Source organism: Streptomyces boninensis, from assembly GCF_048572725.1.
Lineage (GTDB): Bacteria > Actinomycetota > Actinomycetes > Streptomycetales > Streptomycetaceae > Streptomyces > Streptomyces boninensis.
On sequence record NZ_CP183837.1, the window covers coordinates 75,209 to 94,004 of the forward strand.

Sequence of the window (18,796 nt, forward strand, 5' to 3'; positions counted from 1 at the left end):
CGGCACCCGATGGGATGCTGTAGGTCCTGGCAGGACGCCCATACGGGCCAGGAGAGAGGTGCAGCGAGGGTGAACCGGTACGAACGACACAGTGAGCTTCTGCGATTGCTCACCGAGCAGCGGCAGTTGGAGGTGGAGGCGGCGGCCAAGGAGCTGCACGTCTCCGCGGCCACGATCCGCCGCGACCTCGACCAGCTCGCCGAGCAGCGGCTGCTGATCCGAACCCGCGGCGGGGCCACCCCCAACGACGTCGCGTACGACCTTCCGCTGCGCTACAAGTCCGTGCGCGACTCCGCGGAGAAGGAGCGCATCGGCCGCGCCGCGGCCGCGCTCGTCGACCGCGGCATGGTCGTGGGCCTCAACGGCGGCACCACCACGACCGGCGTCGCCCGGGCGCTCGCCACCCGCAGCGACTGGTCCGACTCCGAGCCCGGCGACGCCCCGGTCGTCACGATCGTCACCAATGCCCTGAACATCGCCAACGAGCTCGCGGTCCGCCCCAACGTGAAGGTGGTGACGACGGGCGGCGTCGCGATGCCGCTCTCGTACGAGCTCGTGGGCCCGCTCGCCGGGCACATCCTGCGCGAGATCAGCCTGGACATCGCCTTCCTGGGCGTGGACGCGGTGGACGCCGACCGCGGCGCGAGTGCGCGCAGCGAGCACGAGGCGAGCACCAACGCACTGCTCGCCGAGCAGGCCGGCCGCCTGATCGTGGTGGCGGACTCGACGAAGCTCGGCGCCAAGGCCTTCGCGCGGATCTGCGCGATCAGCGCCATCGACACGCTGGTGACGGACTCCCGGGCGCCGGAGAAGGCCAAGGCCTTCGAGGAGCGGGGCGTGAACGTCATCCAAGCCTGATCGGTTCATGCGCAGGCATTGCTCGAAGCTGCAACAAACAAAGAGTTAACAAGCACCTCTTGTCATGGGCGCGCGCTGCGTTGCACTATGCGGGGGACCTCACCGCCATCCGGCGGCACAGCCGTCACCGGCTTCGAGGTCCCCCTTACTCATGCCCGGCGCCACCCCGCGCGCCCATAACCCAGACGCCGGAGGTGACTGTGTCGGCCGCAGCGTCAGCCTCGCCCCGTTCGGTCGCGACCCACCCCGCACCACCAGAAGACGACCAGGGTGCCGCGCCTCCGAAGCGCGGCCGCCGCAGGCGCAAGGACGATCCGTCGAAGATCGGACGCCGGCCGATCCGGGAGCGGCTGCGCCGGGACAAGACGCTGCTGCTGCTGTGCATCCCCGGCGTCCTGTTCTTCCTGGTCTTCTTCTATCTGCCCCTGGCCGGCAACGTCATCGCCTTCCAGGACTACCAGCCGTACCTGGGCTTCAAGCAGAGCCCGTTCGTCGGCTGGACGAACTTCCAGGCGCTGATCGAGGAGCCGGAGTTCTGGACCGCGGTCTGGAACACCCTGGAGATCAGCACGGTCCAACTGCTGCTGTACTTCCCGGCGCCGATCGCGCTCGCGCTGTTCCTGAACTCGCTGATCAGCACCAAGACCCGCCGGATCATGCAGACCGTGGTGTACCTGCCGCACTTCCTGTCGTGGGTCGTCGTGGTCGGCATGTTCAAGCAGGTCTTCGGCGGCGCCGGCACGGTCACCAGCCTCCTGAACGACAACGGCATGCACGTCGGGAACATCATGAACAACCCCGACACCTTCATCTTCCTGGTCACCTCGCAGGCGATCTGGAAGGACGCCGGCTGGGGCGCGATCATCTTCCTCGCCGCCATGGCGTCCATCGACACCGCGCAGTACGAGTCCGCGGCGATGGACGGCGCCGGCTGGCTGCGCCGGATGTGGCACGTCACGCTCCCCGGCATCCGCCCCGTCATGATCATGCTGCTGATCCTGCGGCTCGGCGACATCCTCTCCGTCGGCTTCGAGCAGATCCTGCTGCAGCGCGACAACGTCGGCGCGGAGGCGGCGGAGGTCCTCGACACGTACGTCTACTTCCACGGCGTCGTGGACGGCGACTGGGGCATGTCGACCGCGGCCGGCCTGATGAAGGGCGTCATCGGCTTCGTCCTCATCGTCCTCGCCAACAAGGTGGCGCATCGCCTCGGCGAACAGGGGGTCTACCAGAAATGAGCACCGCGTCCATATCCAGCCGGCTGCGCCCCGGCGGCCGCAGCGCCGCCGACCGCCCCGTGTGGATGGAGCGGCCCACCTGGGCCGGGCAGGGCGTCAAGCTAGTCGTCATCATCGTGATGATCGTGGCGGTCGGCTATCCCTTCCTGCTCGCCATCGGCTCCAGCCTCTCCTCCAAGGCGGAGCTGGCGGCCCACGGCGGCTACGTCCTCATCCCCGAGAACCCCACCCTCGAGGCCTACCGGGTGGTGCTCTCCGGCGGCGTCATCACCCGCGCCGCGATCGTCTCCATCGCCATCACCGTCGTCGGTACGGCACTGAGCCTGCTCTGCACGGTCTTCCTCGCGTACGGTCTTTCGCGGCCGCACACCCTCGGCGGCCGGCCGCTGCTGCTCATCGTGCTCGGCACCTTCCTCTTCACGCCGGGCATCATCCCGAGCTATCTGGTGGTACAGGAGCTGGGCCTGATCGATACGTACGGCGCCCTGATCGCGCCGATCATGCTCAATGCGTTCAACGTCATCGTCGTGCGCGCGTTCTTCCAGAACATCCCGAACGAACTGCATGAGGCGGCGCGCCTCGACGGCGCCGGCGACTTCGCCATCATGTGGCGGATCGTGCTGCCGCTGTCCAAGGCCGTGATCGCCGTGGTCGGCATGTTCTACGCGGTGGCGTACTGGAACAACTTCTTCAACGCGATGCTCTACATCAACGACTCGGAGAAGCTGCCGCTGCAGGTGGTGCTCCGCTCGTACGTCCTGCAGGGCGACACCTTCAACGCCAAGGCGCTCGGCGTGAGCACCATGCCGGCTACCACGTCGATGTCGATGGCGGTGCTGATCCTCGCCGTGGTGCCGATCGTCGCCGTCTACCCCTTCCTGCAGAAGTACTTCGTCAAGGGCGTCCTCACCGGCGCCATCAAGGCCTGAGCCCTCAACTCCGCTCTCACCTGCTAGGAGACCCATGTCTTCCTTGACCCACCTCAACCGGCGCGGCTTCCTCGGCGCCGCCGGCATGGCCGGGCTGACCTTCGCCGGTGCCGGTACGCTCACGGCCTGCGGCTCCGGCGGCGGTACGGGCGGCGGCGCCGCGGCGTCCGCGAAGCTGAAGCTGCCGACGTATGTGCCGCTCGACGTGCCCAAGCCGGATCTCGCGGGCAACGCGGACGGGCTCGACCCGGCGTACCTGCGCTACCCGAAGAAGCTCGTCAAGTCCTCCAAGGGCAAGCCGGGCGACGGCAAGCCGATCACCGTCCTGACGGAGACGTTCACGACGCCGCCGCCGTCGGTGGGCCGGAACAAGTACTGGCAGGAGCTGAACAAGCGCATCGGCTCCGACATGGAGATGACGGTCGTCAACGGCCTGGGCGAGGAGAGCGTCTACCGCGCCAAGTTCAACGCCATGATCGCGGGCGATGACATGGCCGATCTGATGTGGTTCCCGCCGAACCAGGGCATCAAGAACGTCCCGGCGCTGCTGCAAGCGAAGTTCCATGACCTGACCGAGTACCTCTCCGGCGACGCGGTCAAGAAGTACCCGAACCTCGCCAACATCCCGGACTTCGCCTGGAAGACGGCCGTCATCAACGGCAAGATCGCGGGCGTTGTCATCCCGTACGGTCGCCACGGGCAGGTGTACGTCGCCAACGAGGACTTCTGGAAGCCGGTCGGCGGCCTGGAGTTCGAGGACGCCGACGACTTCTTCGACAAGGCAAAGGAGCTGCTGGACACCAAGCGCAAGAAGTACGTGCTGGAGCCGGCGTATGTGAACCACATCCTGCAGTTCGCGTACTGGCACGGCGCCCCCAACGGCTGGCGCATGAAGGACGGCAAGCTGGAGCACAACTACGAGACCGACGAATACCTTGCCGGGATCGAGTTCGCGATCCGCTGCCAGAAGGCGCAGCTGTTCTGGCCGGACCCGAACCTCACCACCACGCTGGAGAAGATGGAGGGCGGCTTCCTCGGCCTGCACGTCCAGTCCTTCCCCGGCTTCCTCAATGACAGCGTCATGTACGACTGGCCGGAGAAGGTGCTGGTGCCCTTCGCCGCGAAGAAGGGCATCACCCCGACCTGGGGCTTCGGTTACGGCTCCGTCGGCTACACCGCCATCAGCAAGAAGGTGCCGAAGAAGCGCATTGAGACGCTGCTGAAGGTCATGGACTACCTCAGCGCCCCGATGGGCACGGAGGAGCGGCTCTTCCTGGACCAGGGCCTTGAGGGCGTGCACCATGACCGCACGAAGGACGGCGACGTCATCCTCAACAAGAAGGGGAACGCCGAGGTGCTCACCACCCGGCAGGCCATCAACTTCTTCGGCAACGGCCCGCAGTCGCTCTACCTGCCGGGCAAGCCCGATGTCACCCGCGGCATCCACGCGGCCGAGGTCGAGCTGATGAAGATCGCCCAGGTCAATCCGACCACCGGGTACTTCTCCGACACCAACGACAGGAAGGGTGCCTCGGCCAGCACCGAGCTCAACAACGGCATCGTCGACATCGTCTCCGGCCGCCGCCCGCTGTCGGACTTCAAGAAGGAAATCCTGCCCAAGTGGCAGCGCACCGCGGGCGACAAGATGCGCCGCGAGTACGAGAAGGCCATCGAAGCGGCGAAGAAGTAAGGACGTACCACCCGTGAACGACCTCCGTATCGGAGTCATCGGCCTCGGCCTGCGCCGCAGCATCGCCAAGGCCGCCCACAACCCCGGCAAGGGCTCGGTGGTGGTGTCCGTGGCGGACATCGACCCCGCCGTCCGCGCCGAGGTGCCGGAGATCTTCGAGGGGGCGGCGGCGGTGGCCGACTACCGCCGCCTCCTCGACGACGACTCCGTCGACGCCGTCATCCTGGCCACCCCGGACGACACCCACGAGGCCATCGCCTGCGATGTCCTCAAGGCCGGAAAGCCGGTCTACGTGGAGAAGCCGCTGGGCATCTCCGTGGAGCAGTGCGACAACATCCTGCGCACCGCCCACGAGACCGGCACCCGCCTCTACGTCGGCCACAACATGCGCCACATGGGCGTCGTCCGGCTGATGCGCGACCTGATCAGGCGCGGCGACATCGGCGAGCCGAAGACCGTCTGGGTGCGGCACTTCGTCTCGTACGGCGGCGACTTCTACTACAAGGACTGGCACGCCGACCGCCGTAACACCACCGGCCTGCTGCTGCAGAAGGGCGCCCACGACCTGGACGTCGTGCACTGGCTGGCCGGCGGCTACACCAGCCGCGTCAACGCCCTCGGCGACCTGATGCTGCACGGCGACCTGCCGCGCCGGGAGCCGGACACCCCGCGCCCGGAGGGCTGGCTGCGGGAGTACGAGTGGCCGCCCACGCAGCGGAAGAACCTCAACCACATCGTGGACGTCGAGGACGTCTCCATGATGAACATGCGGCTGGACAACGGCGTGCTGGCCGCGTACCAGCAGTGCCACTTCAGCCCGGACTACTTCCGCAGCTACACGGTGATCGGCACCGAGGGCCGCCTGGAGAACTTCGGCGACTCCCCCGGCGGCGAGGTCCGCGTCTGGAACACCGGCCCGCACACGTACCGCACGGACGCCGACGCCATCCACCGCATCCCCGAGGCGCAGGGCTCGCACGGCGGCGCGGACTCCCGGATCATGGCGGAGTTCCTGCGCTTCGCCCGCGAGGGCGGGGTCACCGACACCTCGCCGGTCGCGGCGCGGATGAGCGTGGCGGCCGGGTACATGGCAACCCAGTCGCTGCGCGACGGCGGCCGGCCGTACGACGTGCCGCCGCTGGACCCGCAGCTGATCGCCTACTTCGACGGCGGACAGCGGTGAAGGCACTGGTCAAGGAGCGGGCCGAGCCCGGGCTCTGGCTGACGGAGGTGCCTGAGCCGGAGCCCGGCGCGGGCGATGTCCTGATCAAGGTGCTGCGCACCGGGATCTGCGGCACGGATCTGCACATCCGGGATTACGACGGGTGGGCACAGCAGGCGGTCCGTACGCCGCTGGTCCTCGGGCACGAATTCGTCGGCGAGGTCGTGGACACGGGCGCCGCGGCGACGGAGATCAAGCCGGGCGACCTGGTCAGCGGCGAGGGTCACCTGGTGTGCGGCAAGTGCCGCAATTGCCTGGCCGGGCGGCGGCACCTGTGCCGCGCGACCGTCGGGCTCGGCGTGGGCCGGGACGGGTCGTTCGCGGAGTACGTGGCGCTGCCGGCGTCGAATGTGTGGGTGCACCGGGTGCCGGTGGACCTGGATGTGGCGGCGGTGTTCGACCCGTTCGGGAATGCGGTGCATACGGCGCTGTCGTTCCCGGTGGTGGGCGAGGATGTGCTGATCACTGGCGCCGGGCCGATCGGGCTGATGGCGGCGGCCGTCGCGCAGCACGCGGGGGCGCGGAATGTGGTCGTCACGGACGTGAGCGAGCAGCGGCTCGAGCTGGCGCGGAAGGTGGGGGTGAGCCTCGCCCTGAATGTCGGGGGCGAGGCGACGATCGCCGACGGCCAGCGGGAGCTGGGCCTACGGGAGGGCTTCGACGTCGGCATGGAGATGTCGGGCCGCCCGGAGGCGCTGCGCGACATGCTCGCGAACATGACGCACGGCGGGCGGATCGCGATGCTCGGCCTGCCGTCGTCGGACTTCGCGGTCGACTGGGCGTCGATCGTCACGTCCATGATCACGATCAAGGGCATTTACGGGCGGGAGATGTTCGAGACCTGGTACGCCATGTCCGTGCTCCTGGAGGGCGGCCTGGACCTCCGCCCGGTCATCACCGGCCGCTATCCGTACACCGACTTCGAGGCCGCCTTCGCCGACGCGGCGAGCGGCACCGGCGGCAAGGTCATCCTCGACTGGACCGCCTGAGGGGGCGACTGTGTTCACGACCGTACGCGACGAGCTGCGCGCGACGCTCGACGAGATCAGCGCGGCGGGGCTGCACAAGCCGGAGCGGGTGCTGGGTACCGCGCAGAACGCGAAGGTCGCCGTCACGGGCGGCGGCCGGGCCGGCGAGGTGCTGAACTTCTGCGCGAACAATTATCTGGGGCTGGCGGATCATCCGGAGGTACTGGCGGCGGCGCATGAGGCGCTGGACCGGTGGGGCTATGGGATGGCGTCGGTGCGCTTCATCTGCGGTACGCAGGAGGTGCACAAGGAGCTCGAGGCGCGGCTGTCGTCCTTCCTGGGCCAGGAGGACACGATCCTCTACTCCTCGTGCTTCGACGCGAACGGCGGCGTCTTCGAGACGCTGCTGGGCGCGGAGGACGCGGTCATTTCGGACGCCCTGAACCACGCCTCGATCATCGACGGGATCCGCCTGTCGAAGGCGCGGCGGCTGCGCTACGCGAATCGCGACATGGCGGAGCTGGAGCAGCGCCTGAAGGAGTCTTCGGACGCGCGCCGCCGGCTGATCGTGACGGACGGCGTCTTCTCGATGGACGGCTATCTGGCGCCGCTGCGCGAGATCTGCGATCTGGCGGACCGCTACGACGCGATGGTGATGGTCGACGACTCGCACGCGGTGGGCTTCACGGGCCCGGGCGGCCGGGGCACGCCGGCGCTGCACGAGGTCTCGGACCGCATCGACATCATCACCGGCACCCTGGGCAAGGCCCTGGGCGGCGCTTCAGGCGGCTACGTCGCCGCCCGCGCGGAAATAGTCGCGCTGCTCCGCCAGCGCTCCCGCCCGTACCTCTTCTCGAACTCCCTGGCGCCGGTGATCGCGGCGACGTCGCTGAAGGTCCTGGACCTCCTGGAGGATTCCGCAGCCCTACGCGACCAGCTGTCGGCCAACACGAAGCTCTTCCGCGAACGCATGACAGCGGCAGGCTTCGATATCCTCCCCGGCACCCACCCCATCACCCCGGTAATGATCGGCGACGCAGCCCGAGCGGCCCGCATGGCCGACCTCCTCCTGGAAGAGGGCGTCTACGTCATCGCCTTCTCGTACCCGGTCGTCCCGCAGAACCAGGCCCGCATCCGCGTCCAGCTGTCAGCCGCGCACACAACAGCAGACGTCGACCGAGCGGTAACGGCCTTCACCACAGCCCGCACCCGCCTGAACAAGGCAACACCATGACGCCCGCTGAACCGACCATCCGCCCGGCCACCGCGGCAGACCGCGCCGAAATCCTCGCCTTGGCGCCGCGCCTCACCGAGGGCGCGGCCGCCTGGCGGGACTCGGCGGCGCAGCTTGCCGCTGCCGAGCGGTGGCTCACCGGCTCGCTCGACGCGGCGGGATCCGAAGGGACGGCGGTCTTCGTCGCCGCGGACGAATCCGGCGTGCTCGGAGTCGTGTCGGTCTGCGAGCAGAAGCACTTCACCGGTGCGACGGACGCGTACGTCGGCGAGCTCGCCGTGGCCCGCGAGGCGGAGGGGCGCGGCATCGGCCGTCGCCTCATGGTCGCGGCCGAAGAGTGGGCCGACAGCCGAGGCCTGGGCCGCATCCGACTCATCACCGGAGCCGCGAACGCCCCGGCGCGGGGCTTCTACGCGGCCCTCGGCTTTGTGGAGGAGGAGGTCACGCTCAGCCGCCGTCCCGGAGGCTGACGGCCAGGTCAGGCAGCGAAGGCGTCGGTGCCCGACAGCTGTGCCGACAGCGTCCACAGGCGTTCGGCTTCGGCCGGGTCGATGGCGTGGGGGGAGACGCCTGGTTCGATGCCGGTGTCGGTCGAGAGGTCTGCCACGTCGCAGTCCTCCAGGTAGACGCCGCCCATGCCGTCGAGTTGAGGTGAAGTGGCTGCCCAGACCTGGGTGGCGGCGCCCTGTTCCGGGGTTTTGAAGGTGGGGTCGATGACGTTGCCGGCCGGGTCCGTCCAGCCGGCTTCCGTCATCTCCGAGGGCGCAAGGTGGCGGACCAGGCCCGTCAGGATCTTGCCCGGGTGGAGGGCGAAGGCTCGGACGCCCGAGGGCTCGCCCAGTCGGTCGAGGTGGACGGCGAAGAGGGAGTTCGCGGTCTTGGACTGGGCGTAGGCCAGCCACTTGTCGTACGGGTCGGAGGTGAAGTGCGGGTCGTGCCAGCGGATGCCGGATCCGTGGTGGCCCGCCGACGACACCGCCACGACGCGCGCCGCCCCGGTCCGGGCCAGCGCCGGCCAGAGGAGGTTCGTGAGGGCGTAGTGCCCGAGGTGGTTCACCGCGAACTGCTGCTCCCAGCCGCCCGGCCCGACGCGAGTCAGCGGGGTCGCCATCACCCCGGCCGAGTTGACCAGCATGTCGATGCCGCGCCCTGTAGCCAGAAAGCGGTCGGCGAAAGCGCGGACGTTCGCCAGGTCGGCCAGGTCCAACTGCTCGACCTCGACGCCCGCGAGACCCGCCACCGCCGCCGCCACCTGTCGCGCCGCGACCACCACCCGCGCTCCGGCCCCCGCCAGCGCCCGCGTGGTCTCCAGCCCGAGCCCGGCGTGGCCGCCCGTCACCACGGCCAGGCGGCCGCTCAGGTCTATGCCCGCGGTCACGTCCGCGGCCGTGCTGCGCTCTCCGAAGCCGGAGCCGATCTTGTGCTGCTTGGTCTTGGTTGCCATGCCGTAGACGCTACGAATTGGAGTGCACTCCATCGCAAGCCAAAGCCCAGGGCCCGCCCGTCAGCCGCCCACGCTGAAGCGGGAGACGATACGGAACCGGTCGCCCCGATAGATCGAGTGGACGTACTCCACCGGCCGCCCCTCCACATCCGTCGTCAGCCGCTCGAACAGCAGCGCCGGTGACAGCTCCGGAACCCCGAGCAACTCCGCCTCCGTCCGGCTCGTCACCGTCGGCTCGGTGGACTGCACGGCCTCGTGCACGTGCACCCGGTGGTTCACCCGCAGGTGCGCGTACAGATCCCCCTCCTCCAGCTCCGCCGCCGACAGGCCCGGGACCAGCTCCGCCGGCAGGTGCAGATACTCGATCGCCATCGGCGCCGCGTCCACGATCCGCAGCCGCGCCACATACATGATCTCCGTCGCCGGCGAGATGCTCAGCTTCCGCCCCACCCGCGCCCCGGCCGGCATCTTCGTGAACTCCAGCAACCGGCTCGACCACGTCCCGCCCGACTGCGGCAGATAGAACAGATGGTCATCGGCGACCATCTCCTGCGTGATCTTCGCCGGCGCCACGAACATCCCGCGACCGTGCTCCCGCACCAGCAGCCCCGTACCGACGAGCTCATCCACCGCAGCGCGCAGCGTAGGCCGCGAGACGCCAAGGCGGGCGCAGAGTGTGCGCTCGGAGGGGATGGCGTCGCCGGGGCGGCGCTCCTCGACCAGCTCGAGCAGGAAGTCGCGCACCCGCTCCCGCTTCAGTACGGAGTCCATGCGCTGGACCTTACCAGTGGTGACCAGTTGGTCAGGTGGTCTGCCCGGCCCTATCTCGCCGCGTCCCTTCAAGACCCTGCTATTCCCGTCCTCTTGACGCCCTCATTGGTCTATGCCACCTTGCTCCATCAACGAACTGGTTACCTGACCAATTGGTCAACTTCAGGGTGGAGGCCCCATGAAGAGACCCACCGTCGCCACCACCGCCCTCGCGGCGGTCCTCGCCCTCGGCGCCGGCGCCTGCGGCAGCGGCGGCTCCGGCGGAGCCGGGGAGGGCGGCACCACCACCCTCGACGTCTGGCTGATGAAGGACAGCGTCAGCACCGCGTTCCAGGAGGAGTTCACCGCGGGCTTCGAGAAGCGGCATCCGAAGATCAAGCTCAATCTGCAGATCCAGGAGTGGGACGGCATCGGCGAAAAGGTCACCGCCGCACTCGCCGCCAACGACGCGCCCGACGTCATCGAGGTCGGCAACACCCAGGTCGCCCAGTACGCCGCCAGCGGCGGCGTGAAGGACCTCTCCGACAAGGCCGCCGACCTGGGCGGCTCCGACTGGATCCCCGGCCTCGCCGAGCCCGGGAAGATCGACGGCAAGCAGTACGGCATCCCGTACTACGCGGCCAACCGCGTCGTCATCTACCGCACCGACCTCTTCAAGAAGGCGGGCATCGACAAGCCGCCCGCCACCCGCGCCGAGTGGCTCGCGGCGACCGCCAAGCTCAACAAGGGCAAGCAGCAGGGCATCTACCTCCCCGGGCAGAACTGGTACGCCCTCGCCGGCTTCATCTGGGATGAGGGCGGCGACCTGGCCACCGAGGCCGGAAAGACCTGGAAAGGCGGCCTCAACACCCCCGAAGCCCTCGCCGCCATGGACTTCTACAAGAAGCTCCAGTCCCTCGGCAAAGGCCCCAAGGACTCCGACGAGGCCAAGCCGCCCCAGGTGGACATCGTGGCCAAGGGCGACGTCGCCCAGGTCATCTCCGTACCCGGCGGAGCAAAGCTGATCGAGGAGGCGAACCCCAAGCTCAAGGGCAAGCTCGGCTTCTTCCCCGTCCCCGGCAAGACCGCCGGCTCCCCCGGCGCCGTCTTCACCGGCGGCTCCGACCTGATCGTCCCGGAGGCGGCGCCGCACCAGGACGAGGCCTATCAGTTCATCAAGGCGCTCACCGGCGACACCTGGCAGAAGAAGCTCGCCACGACGATGAGTTACGTACCCAACAAGAAGTCGCTCGCGAGCGTGCTCAGCGCCGACCCGGGCGCCGCCGCCATGGCCAAGGGCGCCGCGAACGGCCACGCCACCCCCAACTCCCCGCAATGGGCGGCCGTCGAGGCGAACAACCCGATCAAGGAGTTCCAGACCCAGGTCCTCACCGGCGCCGACCCCAAGAAGGCGGGCGCCAAGGCCTCGGCGGCCATCACCAAGGCGCTGAACGGCTGATGCTCACCAAAGCCCCCGCGGGCGCGGCACCGGACTCCCGGTCCGCCGCGCCCGCACCGCCGCCCCTCCCCCGGCCGCGCCGCCGCACCGCGACCCTCTGGCCGTACGTCCTCGTCGCCCCCACCGTCCTCGGCGGCGCCCTCCTCCTCGCCTATCCGCTCCTCCGCAACGTCGTCATCTCCTTCCAGCACTTCGGCCTCGGCGAGCTCATCCGCGGCGGCGCCGCCTTCGCCGGCCTGGACAACTACCGGGAGCTCCTCACCAGCGGCGAATTCTGGGCGGTCGTACGCCGCACGCTGCTGTGGACCGCCGTGAACGTCACGCTGATCATGGTCCTCGCCACCCTCGTGGCGCTCATGCTCCAGCGCCTCGGCCGCGTGCTGCGCCTGCTGGTGCTGAGCGCGCTGACGCTGGCCTGGGCCACCCCGCACCTCGCCGCGACCACCATCTTCCAGTGGCTCTTCGCCTCCCAGCTCGGCGTGGTCAACTGGCTGCTGGTCAGCGCCGGATTCGATGCGTACGACGGCTACGCCTGGTTCGCGCACGGCGGCGCCACTTTCTCGATTCTGGTGCTGCTGGTGGTCTGGCAGTCGGTGCCCTTCGCCGCCATCACGCTCTACTCGGCGCTCACCACCGTCCCCGCCGAGCTGCACGAGTCCGCGCGCCTCGACGGCGCCGGCGGCTGGCGGATCTTCCGCTCGGTCACGCTGCCGCTGCTGCGGCCCATCTTCTGGCTGATCCTCTGCCTGGAGGTGATCTGGGTCTTCAAGTGCTTCACCCAGATCTGGGTGATCAGCCACGGCGGCCCGGACGGGGCCACGACCACGCTGCCCGTGTACGCGTACCAGGTCGCGACCGCCCAGCACCGCTACGACCTGCAGGGCGCGACGTCCACCCTCACCGTGCTGATGCTCTGCGCGGCGCTGGTCTTCTACCTGCGCCGGATGTACCGGCAGGAGCAGGAGGACGAGGCATGATCGACGCCCGGGCCCTTCGCCGTACGCCACTCAACCTCGCGGCGATCGCCGTCTTCGCCGTCACGATCTTCCCCGTCTACTGGATGGCGGTCACCGCCTTCAAGCCGACGGCCGACATCAACGCCGACTCCCCCGTCTTCCTCCCCACCCACCTCACCCTCGACCACTTCCGCACCGCCGTCGGCGCGGACGGCTTCTGGCTGTTCTGGCGGAACAGCCTCCTGGTCACCGGCGGCGCGCTGCTGCTCTCGCTCCTCGTCGCGCTGGGCGCGGCCTTTGCAGTAGCGCGGATGCGGTGGCGCGGGCGGCGGGCCTTCGTGCTCGCCGTCTTCATGGCACAGATGGCGCCGTGGGAGGCGATGCTCATCCCCGTCTACGTCATCGCGCGCGACGCGGGGCTGCTCGACCGGCTGGCGATGCTGAGCCTCGTCTACTTCATGGTGACGCTGCCGTTCACCATCATCACGCTGCGCGGATTCCTCGCCGCCGTGCCGGTGGAGCTGGAAGAGGCGGCGCAGGTGGACGGGTGCACCCGGGCCGCCGCCTTCCGGCGGGTCACCTTTCCGCTGCTGGCGCCGGGACTGCTGGCCACCTCCCTCTTCGGGTTCATCACTGCCTGGAACGAGTTCGCCTTCGCCAACATGCTCATCGTCAAGAACAGGGACGACCGCACGCTCCCGGTGTGGCTGTCCTCCTTCTCCAACACCTTCGGCACCGACTGGGGCGCCACCATGGCCGCCGCCACGCTCTTCGCGCTGCCCGCACTAGCCCTGTTCCTGGTGCTGCAGCGCCGGGTGACCAGCGGCTTCGCCGCCGGAGCCGTCAAGGGATGACCTCGTCGTACGGCCCCCCACAGAATGGAGACACATCCATGTACGGACACCGCCGACCCCTGCGCACCGCCTGCGCGTTAACCGGCGCCGCCGCCCTCGCTGCGGCCGCGACCCTGACCTCCGCTCCCGGCGCCACCGCGGCCGCGGACTCGCTCACCGCCCAGTACCACACCGGCTCCACCGGCTCCGACCAGGCCGAGCCGTGGCTCAAGCTCAAGAACACGGGCAGCTCGCCGGTGGCGCTGAGCGGCGTCACCATCCGCTACTACTTCAAGGCGGACGCGGCGGCCACCTCCGGCTACAAGTTCGCCTGCTCCTGGGCCGCGAAGGGCTGCGCGAACATCACCGGCACCTTCGGCACCCTGGCCAAGCCGACCGCCACCGCCGACCGCTATCTGGAGATCGGCTTCACCTCCGGCGCCGGTTCCGTAGCGCCCGGTGCCGACACGGGCGACATGCAGCTGCGCTTTCACCGCGCCGACTGGCAGCCGCTGAATCAGAAGGACGACTACTCCTTCGGCCCCACCCAGTCCGCGTACGGCGACTGGTCGAAGGTGACGGTCCAGCGCGGCGGCACGCTGCTGTGGGGCAAGGCGCCGGAGGGCAATGACCCGGGCGACCCCGGCGACCCGGGTGATCCGGGCGGCCCAGACCCCACCAAGCCCGCCTTCTTCGACGACCTCAACTACACCAACTCCACCGACGCCCGCCTCGGTCAGCGCGGCTGGACCGTCAAGTCCGGCGCCGGCGGCCCGGGCGCCCCCGGCGCCACCTGGGCGCCTGAACAGGTCACCTTCGCCGCCGACTCCACCGGCAACTCCATCGCCAACCTCCGCACCTCCACCGACGGCACCGCCGCCGGGACCAGGCAGACGGAGATCTTCCAGACCCGCAAGTTCTTCAAGGGCACCTACGCGGCCCGCGTCCGCTTCAGCGACGCCCCGGTCAGCGGCCCGGACGGCGACCAGATGGTGCAGACGTTCTTCACGATCACCCCGCTCGACGCGCCCCTCGACCCCAACTACGGCGAGCTGGACTTCGAGTACCTGCCGAACGGCGGCTGGGGCGAGCCGTCGAACATCCTCTACGCCACGTCGTGGGAGACGTACCAGAACGAGCCCTGGCAGGCGGTCAACACCCACACCGAGGTCCGGCAGAGCTACGACGGCTGGCACGACCTGGTGGTGACGGTCGACAACACCGCCATCAAGTACTACGTGGACGGGCAGCTGTTCGCCACCCACGGGGAGCCGTATCTGCCCGAGACGAAGATGTCGCTCAACGTCAACAACTGGATCATCTCCGGCGGCCTGGCGGGCAGTTCGACCCCGCGGGCGTACGACGAGAAGGTCGACTACATCTATTACGCGCAGGACCAGATCCTCACCCCGGAGCAGGTCCAGGCGCAGCTCGCCAAGTACCGCGCGGACGGCGTGACGCATACGGACAACGTCAGCTGACGCTCGCTCTGCCCCCGGGATCGGCGCGCCCCGGGGGCAGAGCCATCACGCCGCGGCAAGGGCCTCCGTCGGCGGCAGCCTGGCGGCCCGTACCGCCGGATAGAAACCCGCAAGCCCGCCGATGACCAGCGTCGCCCCCACTCCCCCGGCCATCGCCCACAGCGGGACGACCGTCGGCCAGCCCTGATACCCGGCGTACCCGGTCGTCACGGCGATGCCCAGCGCGACCCCGCCCAGGCCGCCCAGCGCCGACAACAGCTGGGACTCGCAGAGGAACTGCGTACGGATCTGCCCGCGCGTCGCGCCCAGCGAGCGGCGCAGGCCGATCTCCGCGCGGCGCTCCAGCACCGAGATCACCATCGTGTTCGCCACCCCCACGCCGCCGACGAGCAGCGCCACCGCGCCAAGGCCGAGCAGCAGGCCGGACAGCGCGTCGTCCGTCGCCTCCTTGGCGGCCAGCGCGTCGGAGGGCCGCGAGACATCGACCTCGTTCGGCGCCTCGGGATTGACCGTGGCGCCGAGCTTCTCCTGGACGTCGGTGACCGCCGCCTCGTCCGCCCGCGTGTACACCGTCGTCGGATAGCCGTCGAAGCCGAGCTCCCGCTTCGCGGCCGGCCAGCCGACGAGGGCGGCCGAGTCCAGCTCGGGGGCGAGTTCGTTCGGCTGCAGCAGGCCGATGACGGTGAACCAGCGGTCGCCGAGCCAGACCTGCACGTCCGGTCCCGCCTCCTGCACGCCGAGCTGCTGCGCCGTACGGGAACCGAGCACGACCGCCGGGTACTTGGTGTTCGCGGCGTTCAGCCACCGGCCGCCCGCCAGCTTCACGCCGACCGTGTCCGGCAGGTCCGTACGGGCCGCGTAGACCGCGAGGCCGCCGGTCTCCTGCGTCGGGACGCGGTCGTTCCGGTACACCTTGGCTTCGGTCTTCCCGATCGCCGACGCCGACTCCACTTCGGGTACGGCCCCGGCCATCCGCACCGCGTCCACGGGCAGATGCGCCTGCTCGCCCGTGAAGGACTGGCCTGGCTCTGCCGTGAGCAGGTTGGTGCCGAGCGCCGCCAGCTTGCGGCTGAGCTCCTCCTGGCTGGAGGTGGAGATGCCGACCACACCGATCATCGCCGCGATGCCGATGGCGATGCCGAGCGCCGATAGGAACACGCGCATCGGGCGCGAGCGCAGCCCGGAGCCGCCCGTACGGACGACGTCGGCGAGGCTCAGCCGGGCCGGCTTGGGGCGTGGTGGGGTGAGGGTGCTCATCGCGCGACCGCCTCCCGTCGCGCCGCCGGGTCCGTCGAATCGTGCTCGATGCGGCCGTCCTTGATCCGGACCTCGCGCGGCAGCGAGCCCGCGATGTCCCGGTCGTGGGTGATCACGACGACCGTCGTGCCCGATCCGTGCAGCTCGTGCAGCAGCTCCATCACCACCGCGCCGGAGCGGGAGTCGAGCGCGCCGGTCGGCTCGTCCGCGAGCAGCAGCGGCGGATCGCCGACGACGGCGCGGGCGATGGCCACCCGCTGCTTCTCGCCGCCGGAGAGCTGGTGCGGCTCGTTGTACAGCCGCGGGCCGAGACCTACCCGGCGGAGCGTGGCCTCGGCGAGCCGGCGGCGGTCGGCGCGCGGCAGCCCGCTGTAGAGCAGCCCGTCGGCGACGGCGTCCAGCGCCGGGACGCCGCCGGCCAGGTGGAAGGACTGGAAGACGAAGCCGATGGTGCGGGCGCGGAGCGCGGACAGCTCGCGGTCGGAGAGGTCGTCGACGGCGTGGCCGTCGATCGCGACCGTGCCGGAGGTGGGGCGGGCGAGGGTGCCCATGATGTTGAGCATGGTCGACTTGCCGGAACCCGACGGGCCGACGATCGCCAGCATCTCGCCGCGCTGGACGGTCAGCCGGGCGTCTGCGAGGGCGGCCACGTCGCCGTAGGTCTTGCCGACCCCGTCGAGCTGGACTACCGGGGGTCTCATCGCGGGATCCCCACCTTCAGACCCTCGGTGATGCCGTCACCGGAGATCTCCACCATGCCGTTCGCGAACAGCCCCAGCTCCACCGGCCGGTACTCCACTCCCCCGGCCGTGACCGCCTGCACCGCATAGCCGCCGCCCTTGCGCGCGACCAGCGCGGCGACCGGGACGGCGAGGACGTCCTTGCGGCTCTCCGCGGCGAGGGTCACCTCGACCGGCGCGGCCTGATAGCGGCCGAGCTTCTTCTGGTCGGGTACGGACAGCTCCACCGGCAGCGTCGCCTCGTCGGAGCTGCCGGAGTCGGAGCCGGAGCCGCCCTCCTCCGGCTTGGCGGTCGCCGCGTTCCCGACGTCGGTGACCTTCGCCTTAGCGGTCGAGCCGTCGGGCAGCTCGACGCTCGCCTTGGTGCCGGGCTTGACCAGGTCCTCGTACGTCGTGTCCAGGTCGACGGCGATCATCCGCTCGGTGCCGGTCCACGTCAGGACGGGTCCGTTCGGCGGGGCGCCGACCAGCGCTTTCACCTCGGCGATCCGGCGGGCGCCGGACGCCACCACCGCGTCGCCGGGCGCGACCTTTCCGGTCTCCTCGCGGCCCAAGTCCTCCTGCCAGTCGCGCACCGCCTCGGCGGTCGTCTCCGTGTATTCGTCGTCGGTGGTGAAGCCCGTGTAGCCGAGCGCGGCGAGATTCTTCTCCAGCAGCTCTACGTCGTCGCCTTCGACGCCGCTGGACAGGGGGCGGTACAGGGGCGCGTCTCCGTACAGCAGGGGCACCTTCTGCTGGTCGACGCTGTAGACGCGCTCGCCGCGCTTGATCACGTCGCCCTCGCCGGGAAGCCGGGTGAGGGTGCCGGAGCGGCTGCCGCTGGGCGCCTGCAGGGTGTCCGGTTCGCCGTAGCCGAGGGTGCCGTCGACCGTCTCGCTGCGGGTGAGCGTCCGGCGCTCGACGGCGGCGGTCTTCTCCGGGCCCGAGGGTGCCGTCGCGGCCGGGTCGTCGCTCTCGCCGCCGAGGGCGCCGGTCGCGGCCACTCCCCCGGCGGCCGCCAGCGCGACCGCGGTGGCGACGATCAGGGTCGTACGCACCGGGTGCCGGCGGCGGCGCGGCTCCGGGGCGCCCGTGCCGTCGCTCGAGTCGAAGAACGCGCCGGGCGCTTCCTCGTCCAATCGCTGCTGCGAACTCACTGCGGCGCCCCACCCTTGATCATCATGCCGCCCTGCGGGCGCTTGCTCTGGCAGGCGTCCATGGCCTTCTGGAACTTGTCGCCCTGCGGCTTGACCCCGGCGGCGGCGAGGTCGACCTCCATCGCGCCGCCCTTGATCTCCGGGTCGGGGAAGTCGGGGACGCCGTTCTTGCGGATGCACTCCGCCCACGCGGCGGCCTTGGCCGAGTCGATCTTGCCGCCTCCGCCGCCCTCGCCCTGCGGGGAGAGCTTCTTGCAGGCCTCCTGCGCCTTCTGGAACTCGGGCGACTTCATGTCGACGCCGGTCTCCGGCGTGATCTTGAGCTGGCCGTTCTCGGGGTCGGGGAAGTTCTTCGCGCCGTTCTCGCGCATGCACTTCGAGTAGGCGAGGGCCTTGTCCTCCCGCGAGTCGGACTTCGACCCGGATCCGCCGGACCCGCCCGACGACGAGTCCGCCGACGAGGTGCCGCCCGAGCAGGCGGCGAGCAGCAGGCCCGCGGCCAGCAGCGGGACGACGGGCACTATGCGGGCGCTCTTGCGCTTCAGTGACTCAATCATGCGGCCAGGCTGCTGCTGAGGCGGTTACACCGCGGGAACGGCCG

18 protein-coding genes are annotated in these 18,796 nt (G+C 69.9%); 12 read left to right on the forward strand and 6 right to left on the reverse strand.

The window, feature by feature from the left end; genetic code table 11:
* Positions 1-69 precede the first annotated feature (69 nt).
* From ACNNMR_RS00345 to ACNNMR_RS00380, 8 genes are all read left to right on the forward strand, one after another.
* A complete protein-coding gene (locus tag ACNNMR_RS00345) occupies positions 70-858 on the forward strand; it encodes a DeoR/GlpR family DNA-binding transcription regulator (RefSeq protein ID WP_419992417.1) in 789 nt (262 codons plus the stop codon).
* Positions 859-1,058: 200 nt separating this feature from the next.
* Positions 1,059-2,096 (forward strand): ABC transporter permease, encoded by a 1,038-nt coding sequence (locus ACNNMR_RS00350; RefSeq protein WP_419992418.1) that lies wholly within the window; start codon positions 1,059-1,061, stop codon positions 2,094-2,096.
* Positions 2,093-3,025 (forward strand): carbohydrate ABC transporter permease, encoded by a 933-nt coding sequence (locus ACNNMR_RS00355; protein ID WP_419992419.1) that lies wholly within the window; start codon positions 2,093-2,095, stop codon positions 3,023-3,025. The genes ACNNMR_RS00350 and ACNNMR_RS00355 overlap by 4 nt, the downstream gene beginning before the upstream one ends.
* A 34-nt stretch (positions 3,026-3,059) precedes the next feature.
* The gene (locus tag ACNNMR_RS00360) at positions 3,060-4,715 is read left to right on the forward strand and encodes a hypothetical protein (protein ID WP_419992420.1); all 1,656 of its coding nucleotides are present in this window, start codon (positions 3,060-3,062) and stop codon (positions 4,713-4,715) included.
* 13 nt (positions 4,716-4,728) lie between these two features.
* Complete coding sequence (locus ACNNMR_RS00365) at positions 4,729-5,898, forward strand: Gfo/Idh/MocA family protein (RefSeq protein ID WP_419992421.1); 1,170 nt, start codon at positions 4,729-4,731, stop codon at positions 5,896-5,898.
* Positions 5,895-6,926: an L-threonine 3-dehydrogenase gene (gene tdh / locus ACNNMR_RS00370; protein ID WP_419992422.1), complete on the forward strand. Its 1,032-nt coding sequence runs from the start codon at positions 5,895-5,897 to the stop codon at positions 6,924-6,926. Before ACNNMR_RS00365 ends, tdh begins: the two co-directional genes overlap by 4 nt.
* A gap of 10 nt (positions 6,927-6,936) precedes the next feature.
* Positions 6,937-8,139 (forward strand): glycine C-acetyltransferase, encoded by a 1,203-nt coding sequence (locus tag ACNNMR_RS00375; protein WP_419992423.1) that lies wholly within the window; start codon positions 6,937-6,939, stop codon positions 8,137-8,139.
* Positions 8,136-8,609, forward strand: coding sequence for an N-acetyltransferase family protein (locus ACNNMR_RS00380; RefSeq protein ID WP_419992424.1), 474 nt, complete (start codon positions 8,136-8,138; stop codon positions 8,607-8,609). The genes ACNNMR_RS00375 and ACNNMR_RS00380 overlap by 4 nt, the downstream gene beginning before the upstream one ends.
* An 8-nt stretch (positions 8,610-8,617) precedes the next feature.
* Here the strand turns inward: ACNNMR_RS00380 and ACNNMR_RS00385 are convergent, their stop codons facing one another.
* Both ACNNMR_RS00385 and ACNNMR_RS00390 read right to left on the reverse strand, forming a co-directional pair.
* Entirely contained in the window at positions 8,618-9,583 is a 966-nt protein-coding gene (locus ACNNMR_RS00385; protein WP_419992425.1) for an oxidoreductase, read from the reverse strand.
* A 60-nt stretch (positions 9,584-9,643) separates the two neighbouring features.
* Positions 9,644-10,354 (reverse strand): GntR family transcriptional regulator, encoded by a 711-nt coding sequence (locus tag ACNNMR_RS00390; protein ID WP_419992426.1) that lies wholly within the window; start codon positions 10,352-10,354, stop codon positions 9,644-9,646.
* 178 nt (positions 10,355-10,532) lie between these two features.
* Between ACNNMR_RS00390 and ACNNMR_RS00395 the strand changes: the two genes are divergently transcribed.
* The 4 genes from ACNNMR_RS00395 to ACNNMR_RS00410 are packed head-to-tail and all read left to right on the forward strand — an operon-like array spanning position 10,533 to position 15,062.
* Positions 10,533-11,792, forward strand: a complete 1,260-nt coding sequence (locus tag ACNNMR_RS00395) for an extracellular solute-binding protein (protein WP_419992427.1) — start codon at positions 10,533-10,535, stop codon at positions 11,790-11,792.
* The gene (locus ACNNMR_RS00400; protein ID WP_419992428.1) at positions 11,792-12,769 is read left to right on the forward strand and encodes a carbohydrate ABC transporter permease; all 978 of its coding nucleotides are present in this window, start codon (positions 11,792-11,794) and stop codon (positions 12,767-12,769) included. The genes ACNNMR_RS00395 and ACNNMR_RS00400 overlap by 1 nt, the downstream gene beginning before the upstream one ends.
* Positions 12,766-13,602 (forward strand): carbohydrate ABC transporter permease, encoded by an 837-nt coding sequence (locus ACNNMR_RS00405; protein ID WP_419992429.1) that lies wholly within the window; start codon positions 12,766-12,768, stop codon positions 13,600-13,602. The genes ACNNMR_RS00400 and ACNNMR_RS00405 overlap by 4 nt, the downstream gene beginning before the upstream one ends.
* 38 nt (positions 13,603-13,640) lie before the next feature.
* Positions 13,641-15,062 (forward strand): cellulose binding domain-containing protein, encoded by a 1,422-nt coding sequence (locus ACNNMR_RS00410; RefSeq protein ID WP_419992430.1) that lies wholly within the window; start codon positions 13,641-13,643, stop codon positions 15,060-15,062.
* A gap of 45 nt (positions 15,063-15,107) precedes the next feature.
* Here the strand turns inward: ACNNMR_RS00410 and ACNNMR_RS00415 are convergent, their stop codons facing one another.
* The 4 genes from ACNNMR_RS00415 to ACNNMR_RS00430 are packed head-to-tail and all read right to left on the reverse strand — an operon-like array spanning position 15,108 to position 18,752.
* Positions 15,108-16,319, reverse strand: a complete 1,212-nt coding sequence (locus ACNNMR_RS00415; protein ID WP_419992431.1) for an ABC transporter permease — start codon at positions 16,317-16,319, stop codon at positions 15,108-15,110.
* Complete coding sequence (locus ACNNMR_RS00420) at positions 16,316-17,020, reverse strand: ABC transporter ATP-binding protein (RefSeq protein WP_419992432.1); 705 nt, start codon at positions 17,018-17,020, stop codon at positions 16,316-16,318. The genes ACNNMR_RS00415 and ACNNMR_RS00420 overlap by 4 nt, the downstream gene beginning before the upstream one ends.
* The gene (locus ACNNMR_RS00425; protein WP_419992433.1) at positions 17,017-18,195 is read right to left on the reverse strand and encodes a peptidoglycan-binding protein; all 1,179 of its coding nucleotides are present in this window, start codon (positions 18,193-18,195) and stop codon (positions 17,017-17,019) included. Before ACNNMR_RS00425 ends, ACNNMR_RS00420 begins: the two co-directional genes overlap by 4 nt.
* Positions 18,192-18,752, reverse strand: coding sequence for a hypothetical protein (locus ACNNMR_RS00430; RefSeq protein WP_419992434.1), 561 nt, complete (start codon positions 18,750-18,752; stop codon positions 18,192-18,194). The genes ACNNMR_RS00425 and ACNNMR_RS00430 overlap by 4 nt, the downstream gene beginning before the upstream one ends.
* Between the last annotated feature and the right edge of the window lie 44 nt (positions 18,753-18,796).